The sequence below is a fragment of the Aeromonas cavernicola genome (assembly GCF_002795305.1).
Lineage (GTDB): Bacteria > Pseudomonadota > Gammaproteobacteria > Enterobacterales > Aeromonadaceae > Aeromonas > Aeromonas cavernicola.
On the sequence record NZ_PGGC01000053.1, the window covers coordinates 1 to 7,576 of the forward strand.

The following is a 7,576-nucleotide window of genomic DNA, read 5'->3' on the forward strand; positions in this document are numbered from 1 at the left end:
TGAAAAGCGGGATCAGATCAAGGGCGATTACTCGCTAACGGTGGATAGCACCCTGCACCAAAAAGTGGGCCAAGCCCTGCTGATAGAGGCGGGGCAAGAGGTGCACATCAAGGTGGGCGACAAGCTGGTGCTGGAAGCGGGCGCGGAGATCACCCTCAAAGGGGGCGGCAGCTTTATCAAGGTTGACCCGAGCGGTATCAAGCTAGTGGGCCCCGGATTAAAGCTCAATGCGGGCGGCAGCCCCGGCAATGGCAGCGGCTGGGCGGGCAAAATGCCGATAGACCCTAAAATGCTACAGTCGGTATCAGCCTCCAGTGAGGCTGCATCTCAGAAAAGTGCCTTACGTTTTGCAGCAGAACATGCGAATTTTTTTATGAGTGAACAGTTTATGGGGGCACAATACGTCATTAAGGATGCCCAAGAAAATACTGTTTTATCTGGACGTATCAGTGAGGATGGCAAACTTCCCTCCTATGTACATGATGGCTCCACGCAAGAAATGACTCTCTATCTTGGAGCATTAACATGGACAAGCCAAGAGTTGCCATGGGAGGTCGTTCTCGAGGAGGATGAATCAGATGATGATGAGTGGAGTGAACTTGATGAACATTATCTGGCAATGCTGGATGACGACAGTAGTAGTTTACTGACTGCTTGGGATAATTATGAAATTTTTAAAGAGGTCTGAGCGATGACTAAGTGGATTGCTTGCCTGTATGATGGAAAAACAAAAACTGCTCAATATGAGGGTGCCGAAGGTACCTGCTTGTTAAGAAGAGGGGGGACTTTGCCTTGGCGAACGAATAACCCCGGCAATCTCAGGCCCAGAATGGTTAATGGAAAACCTCAACCTAAGAAAGTTACGAGTCATATCGGGTTCGCAAAGACACAGAATAATGGTTTTTTTCTTATTTTTTCTAGTTATGAAGTAGGATTTGCAGAGTTAAAGAAAAATTTGCTTCGTATGCATGGTGATAAAACCGTAGAAAATGGAATCAGAGCGTATGCCCCCTCCCATGAGAACAATACATCGAAATATATATCTGACCTAGAAAAACTATCAGGTGTTTCTCGCTTAAAAATAATAAATAGATTAACTGATTCTGAGCTTGATGATGTTGCTCATGCTATTGAGATTATTGAAGGGTATCATAATAGCAAGGATACTCGTAAGGAGGTAACAACCAAGCTCAGCAATGTGATTTTAAGTGATGGCTCCAAACCAATATCAGGTCAGGTTGTAGTTTTGAAAAGTGGGAATATTAAGAAAGAATTTATTACAGATGACTATGGATTTATACCTCCTATACCACACATTGTATTTACATGCACAGTAAACGTATGTGTTCCTAACCCTATAGATGGTTCTGTGAAAGATATTGCTATTATTGAACCAAATGGTCCAGCTAAAAATATTTTAGCAGTTTTTGACGGTGTTATTGCAAAGGCAAAAACGATGCCTTTAGAACCCCCAGCGGGGCAGCTATTACCTAAGCGTAAAAAAATTCAGTACACAATAAAGTCAGGTGATTCGCTATGGAAGGTTGCCAAAACATTCAAAACTAGTGTTGACTCTATTGTAGAAGCTAACAATATAAAAGACCCCACTAGAATTTACCCTGGGACAAAGATATGGATATTGCCGAAAGCTAATAATGGCACTGAAGTAATAAGTGCTCAGTCTGCAATACCAAAAAAAAATCAGTCTAAGTCTGTTAACACGACGACTGTAAATGTCGGGGAAAAGCCCAACAAGACGCTAGCTACTGTGGCTGTTGAAACTGCGAGGGATAGCAAAGGCAAGCCATTAGCTATGATACCATTGATGGAGGAAGAGGCGCCTTGGATGGAGGTTGCTATTAGGGAGGCAAAAAAATGGCATGGCACCAAGGAAAAAAACATTACTGATAATTATCACGCTTTAACTGGCAATGGATGGATTAAGGATTTGTCTGGTCGCAGTAATGCTTGGTGCGCTTCTTTTATTAGCTATTGTCTGCAAGAAGTTGGTTATAAAAAACCAAGAAATTCTCAGAGGGCTAGGTCTTTTCGTGAAGATACTTCGAGGTTCGTAGAGATAAAAGAACCTATATATGGCTGTATTGCATCTAATGGTTCGCATGTGACTTTTTATTATGGTGATGGTGGTAATGGGGTCATAATAGGGTTGGGCGGTAATCAAGGTGACACTATTAAATTTTCCAATTATACAGGAATGAGATATATTATACCTATTTCATATTATGAAAAATATAAGGAAGTCAAAAAAAATGCCAAAAAAAAATTTGATGTAGATGAACTAAATAAAGGAATTTTAATTAATGAAAAAACCCAAAAAAATGAGAGCGTAAGATGATTAAATCTTTCTGTTATTTTTTTATTTTGTTATTTTCATCATTTTTATCATCCGCTCTTGAGGTTAAGTTGGATGATGAATATTCTTTCTTATTTATAGTAAAAAAAGATAATCTAGATGTGAAAATGACTGCAAAATCAATAGGGAGTGGAAGAACTGATTTTGAGGTGCGTGATTATATTTATAATTGTGATGTGGACTCAGAGATGTCTTTGATTGAGAATTCTTTGGAAAGAAAATCTATAGGTGGAGTTCAAACTACCCTTTTCGCCTATCGTATAGGCTGTTTCGGGGGAATTGATCCTATCCCAATAAAATATTTTGCATTTCAACACGGTGTTAAATATGCTCTCAGAGGTGAAGAAACTATACAAACACCAAATGGAACTTATGGTGGGGAGGGCGGGCCCATACCTGGAAGTAATCTTAAAAAAAATACTATTCTTTATAAATACATGCAAAATAAATGGAAAAATATATCACTACGTAAATATGGGGACTAATTGGCAGATATTCTGAATAAGTTCTGGTTCCCCCATGCTGCTGAACAACATCTTCGATAATAAGTAGAACATAAAATAAATATCCCCATTTCGCTCTCTACCAATGCAGCTAGGCGGGGCGAATACGCCCACAGACGTGGCCTCGTTGGAAGAGTTGATTAGTAAGTTAAATAGCGAACCGGCGGGCCATTTCCTGCTGGGTAGCAACCGGATATGGCATGGCGGTATTCATTTAAGTGATGGCGGCCCTTGGCACCCGAGTGGTGCGGTGCGTGCCATCGCCGATGGCGAGATAGTGGCTTATCGCTTAGCGAGCAAGCCTGCGGTAGCCTCTCTGCAACCCGATGGTGGCTTGCCCGGCACGGGCATCAGTTTGCGCACCTCGCCCTCTTTTTGCCTAATACGTCACCACTATGATGCAACCGAAGAGGTCGCGGGTCAGCCGCCAAAGCGGAATGCTTTCCCGTTTTATAGCCTCTATATGCATCTGGCCTGTGATGAGCACTACAGCGGCGAGGGGGCGGCGCGCTGGGTGGTGAAGGGGGATGGCAACAGCTCGACTTACCTACCGGTGGTAACAAGCGGCACACCGGCGCAGCTCACGCGGCGTGTCGATGAGAAAAACCGACCTATTTATGCCAAGAAAGGCGCAGAGGTGATACTGAGCACGGCCAGCCCGAGCGACTATCGCAACCATAACAACGAGATGCATGCCTGTTATCTGGTGAGCTATGCCGATACGCCGAGCGAATACTTTTACATTGCTGCTAGCCGATTGACGCAAGTTCGGCCATCCAAGCCTGATTGGATGACGCCACCAGAGGATAAACCAGCACGTCATGTCATTTTACGAAATACCATTGTTCGTCTTCATGCTGACCTCACTGATAACGGGGTGGGTTTGGCTGCGGGCAGTGAAATTGAAGCCCCTGTGCTGAGCGTAAAAATCATAGCGGGCCAAGGTGGCGTGATACCAATGTGTCAGGTCCGGGTCTATCTGGCAGGCCAAGGTCAGGTAAAAAACAGCCAAGCTCAGCCAATGACTCAGGCAAGTAAAGGGACGATAGGCTGGATAAAACTAAGCGACTTGGGCCAAGCCATAGCAAGCGTTAATTATCCGGCCACGGAGCTGGATAAGGTCGTAGACCTTCGTCAGAGTCCCATCAAGGTCACGGCTGGCGAGCTGATAGGCCACTGGGGTGAACATGAAACCGCCGAGCCTGCATCAACGACCAGCGGTTTTGCGCTCAACAGCGATAAAAAAGCGCTGCATCTGGAAGTGTTGGTAGCGAGCAAGGATAAAGCGGCGCTGCAAGCGTGTATCAACAACGAGGGGCGGTTAACGGGTGGCCAAGGGTATCTGGTGCTCAAAGCGGGGAAGTCCGTCACCCGCTATCGGCTGAGCAAACAGAATAATCAAGCCAGCTACCACGATATAGGCACCTATGGTCCACAGCCCTTGCCACGAGCGGTGACAGAAAGAGAAGTAATAGGACACGGCGCCAATAACTTTGTCAAAGTGGCCGAGCGAGCAGCGGCCAGCAGTGACGAACTGGCGGGTGAATATGTGCTGCTGGGGGGCGATGTTGAACTGGTGAGCCAGCACGATTGGTGCAAGCTGGGGGTACGGCTGATTGATGGCAGCAGTGACCCGGATGGTTTTTTAGATAAAGCAGACACGGACGGTAAAGAGGGCGGCGAGTTTTTCAGTGAGCTGTATGGGCAAGTGACGGCGGATAGTGATAGTGACGGCACGGTGAGCAGTAGCGAGATCCGGGCAGCACTGGCCGATGAAAACGTAGCAAGCCAAATACGTAAACTGTTTATTTGTCATGAAAGCGAGTGGATAAAGCGCCCTAGCTGGCCTCGGTTGGCGCAGGAGTTAACAGAGAAGCCGAATTTGTATCAGTATGCTCTGACCGTGAATCGGAATATGAATTGGATAGACGATAGTGCTATTCAGGGGATATTAGGTGATAGCAAGCCATGGTTTATTCATCCTGCGGGAATGATGGGGTTGGTGGGGGATGAAATTAGGAATAAAAAACCCAAAACATACATATCAGGCGTGTTGGAAGCAATCGAATTTCTTGATTTTTACAGTGGTGATAAAATAGATGATTCAGATTATTTAAATGCAGCGAACTTATTGGCGTGTGAAGTAAATGCTATAAAAGCTGTTGCTATCACAGAAACAGGGAACGCAGGCAGTTATTATAAATTTTCAGATGATGATGACCATGTGCCATCAATTCTTTTCGAAAGACATAAATTCAGTCTGCACACAGGCGGCATTTATGATGAATCTTATCCTGAGATATCAAACCCTAATCGTGGCGGATATGGTGCCTATAAAGATCAATACAGGAAACTTATTTTAGCATACTCACTAAATAAAGATGCGGCACTTAAATCTGCATCTTGGGGTAAATTTCAAATCCTTGGATCAAACCATCGAGCATCTGGATATTCTGATGTTCACTCTTTTGTTAAAAGTTTAAGTTTTTCTGAAAAAGAACATTTAAAATCTTTTGTGAATTTCATTAAAGCTGATTCTAAATTGTTAAGTGCAATAAGAAATAAAGATTGGTTAAAATTTGCTTTGATTTATAATGGGCCGAAACAAGTTGATTATGATGTAAGAATGGGGGAAAACTATGATGCATTACAATAATAAAGTGTTTTTTTTATGTCTGATGTTATTTTCTAATATTTCTTATGGCGCTGAATCGTTATATTTCCATTGTTTAACAAAAAAGGGGGACGTTAAGCTTTCCGTTAATAACGGAAAGCTTACCTATATGATAAAAAGTGACTCATCAGTATTTTCTTATAACTCTAAAGGTGACAAATTTGGTGGCTTTTCACATAATTTATATAGCAGATATCAAACTGAATATACTAGAGTGAATTTTATGAATGGAGATTATAGCTATTCTTTATTTAGCGATTACGAAGATAATAAAAAAAATGCAGGGGTAATGGTCACATATAATAAAAAAGAATACATATACCTATGTAGTAAAGTTTTTATCAACAAGCTTAACATGTTAGCGCCTTTATTACGCTGTAATAAAGATGATGCTTTAGGATGTGCGTAAATATTTTTCTTGATAAAAGATGTGTTTTTATCTATTAAATTTCCATAAATCAGAACATGCTAAGAGGGCTTAAAGATCAGGGGGAGAGTGAATGTATATATAAAATTGCAAATAAACATATCATTCAATAAGTCTAGTGTTTGATAGAGTTTTTTCGATTTTTTAGTTCTATTTAAGTGTCAAAGTTTTCATGCTCTCGCCCTGAGTTTATATATGACTAAATGATTATATAGAATGACGCTAACTGCAATAAATAATAGTTTTATTATAAAAAATATGACACATTTTATATGATGTAAATATTGTTTGCGTGATAACTTACCATTTTAAATAATGATGTAGGTTATATTCTATCGCTACAGGTATGAATATGTACTCAACACCCGAGTTAGTTGAGAAAAATATACCATCTATAGTTTTGTCTGGTGTCTGGTGTCTGGTGTCTGGTGTCTGGTGTCTGGTTTTGGCATTCGAATAAGTTGGGTAAAATTGCAGACAGCAATGCTAGCAATTCAGAAAAGATAAGGAAAATCACAAAATTCATAAATCCTGGCCTAAAAGAAAGAGTGAATTTCACAGAGGAAGCAAGATTGCTTCATGTCAAATTATATGGTGAGTGTAAATAATGCCTATTTTACTTTTACTTTTTATTTCATTTATATCTACCGCGCAAGAATATGCAGATTACTCTATTCAAAGTGAGAATGGAAAATTATTTTTTGTTGATAAAGTAGATCCTGATATAGGCGATAAGGCTATAGCTGTATTCTTTAATGATAAAATAAAAGGTGAGTATTTTGTTGATTTTTTACCCTATCTATCATCTAAAGGAAAAATAAAAAATGCCTTTTATGTAAATACTAAAAACATAAAAAAAAGATACATTATCATTCAAGAGTCACAGATAGACTCAGATACTGGAATGAATTGGTTTAATTACTTTAATGTCATCGTTTTTTCATACGCAGATGGTAGATTATCTAGAGATGACAAATTGACATCATACTTTGGTTCGGGTGGTGATATTACAAACCCTAATGTTCTCGATGCTATTCCTTATCACTATCCATATAGTGAAAGAGATGAAATTATTAATGTGATAAATAAAAGTGAATTCAACGATTGGATAACAGGAAACCCAGCAACATTAAAAATTAAAAGAAAGAGTTATTTTTTTTCAGAGCCATTACCAATTAACAAGGGTAAATCTTATCTTATTGAAAATGATAAAGTCTTAAGAAAAGCACATGAATCAGGTTGGGATTACGTGATTTACAAATCCCCAAAAGGGAGAACATATTCCGGTTGGATGTCTTGCTACTTAACCGGAAGTTGCTAAATCATTCCAAAAATATATTTTAAATATTCATTTTTTAGCTAGGAGTAATATAGCCAGAAAAATATAAAAATAAGTATCCCCGTTTCGCTCTTTACCAATGCAGCTGGGCGGGGCGAATACGCCCACTGACGTGGCCTCGTTGGCAGAGTTTATTAGTAAATTAAATAGCGAACCGGCGGGCCATTTCCTGCTGGGTAGCAACCGGATATGGCATGGCGGTATTCATTTAAGTGATGGCGGCCCTTGGCACCCGAGTGGTGCGGTGCGTGCCATCGCC

General features: G+C 40.9%; 5 protein-coding genes and 1 pseudogene. All 6 read left to right on the forward strand.

Annotated elements, in window-relative coordinates; translation table 11 throughout:
- Window positions 1–688: pseudogene (locus CUC53_RS19450) on the forward strand (DUF2345 domain-containing protein); the annotation flags it as partial.
- A 3-nt stretch (window positions 689–691) separates the two neighbouring features.
- Window positions 692–2,356: a TIGR02594 family protein gene (locus CUC53_RS06230; protein ID WP_100293356.1), complete on the forward strand. Its 1,665-nt coding sequence runs from the start codon at window positions 692–694 to the stop codon at window positions 2,354–2,356.
- The gene (locus CUC53_RS06235; protein ID WP_100293357.1) at window positions 2,353–2,859 is read left to right on the forward strand and encodes a M949_RS01915 family surface polysaccharide biosynthesis protein; all 507 of its coding nucleotides are present in this window, start codon (window positions 2,353–2,355) and stop codon (window positions 2,857–2,859) included. The genes CUC53_RS06230 and CUC53_RS06235 overlap by 4 nt, the downstream gene beginning before the upstream one ends.
- Before the next feature lie 145 nt (window positions 2,860–3,004).
- Window positions 3,005–5,533, forward strand: coding sequence for an N-acetylmuramidase family protein (locus CUC53_RS06240; protein WP_201796725.1), 2,529 nt, complete (start codon window positions 3,005–3,007; stop codon window positions 5,531–5,533).
- A complete protein-coding gene (locus CUC53_RS18815) occupies window positions 5,517–5,960 on the forward strand; it encodes a hypothetical protein (protein ID WP_157798205.1) in 444 nt (147 codons plus the stop codon). Before CUC53_RS06240 ends, CUC53_RS18815 begins: the two co-directional genes overlap by 17 nt.
- Before the next feature lie 625 nt (window positions 5,961–6,585).
- Window positions 6,586–7,299: a hypothetical protein gene (locus CUC53_RS06245; RefSeq protein ID WP_100293358.1), complete on the forward strand. Its 714-nt coding sequence runs from the start codon at window positions 6,586–6,588 to the stop codon at window positions 7,297–7,299.
- Window positions 7,300–7,576 lie beyond the last annotated feature (277 nt).

Excerpts from the sequence above, each read along its gene's own strand:
- CUC53_RS06235 (WP_100293357.1), top strand. The coding sequence starts at position 2,353 with ATGATTAAATCTTTCTGTTATTTTTTTATTTTGTTATTTTCATCATTT.
- CUC53_RS06230 (WP_100293356.1), top strand. The coding sequence starts at position 692 with ATGACTAAGTGGATTGCTTGCCTGTATGATGGAAAAACAAAAACTGCT.
- CUC53_RS18815 (WP_157798205.1), top strand. The coding sequence starts at position 5,517 with ATGATGCATTACAATAATAAAGTGTTTTTTTTATGTCTGATGTTATTT.
- CUC53_RS06245 (WP_100293358.1), top strand. The coding sequence starts at position 6,586 with ATGCCTATTTTACTTTTACTTTTTATTTCATTTATATCTACCGCGCAA.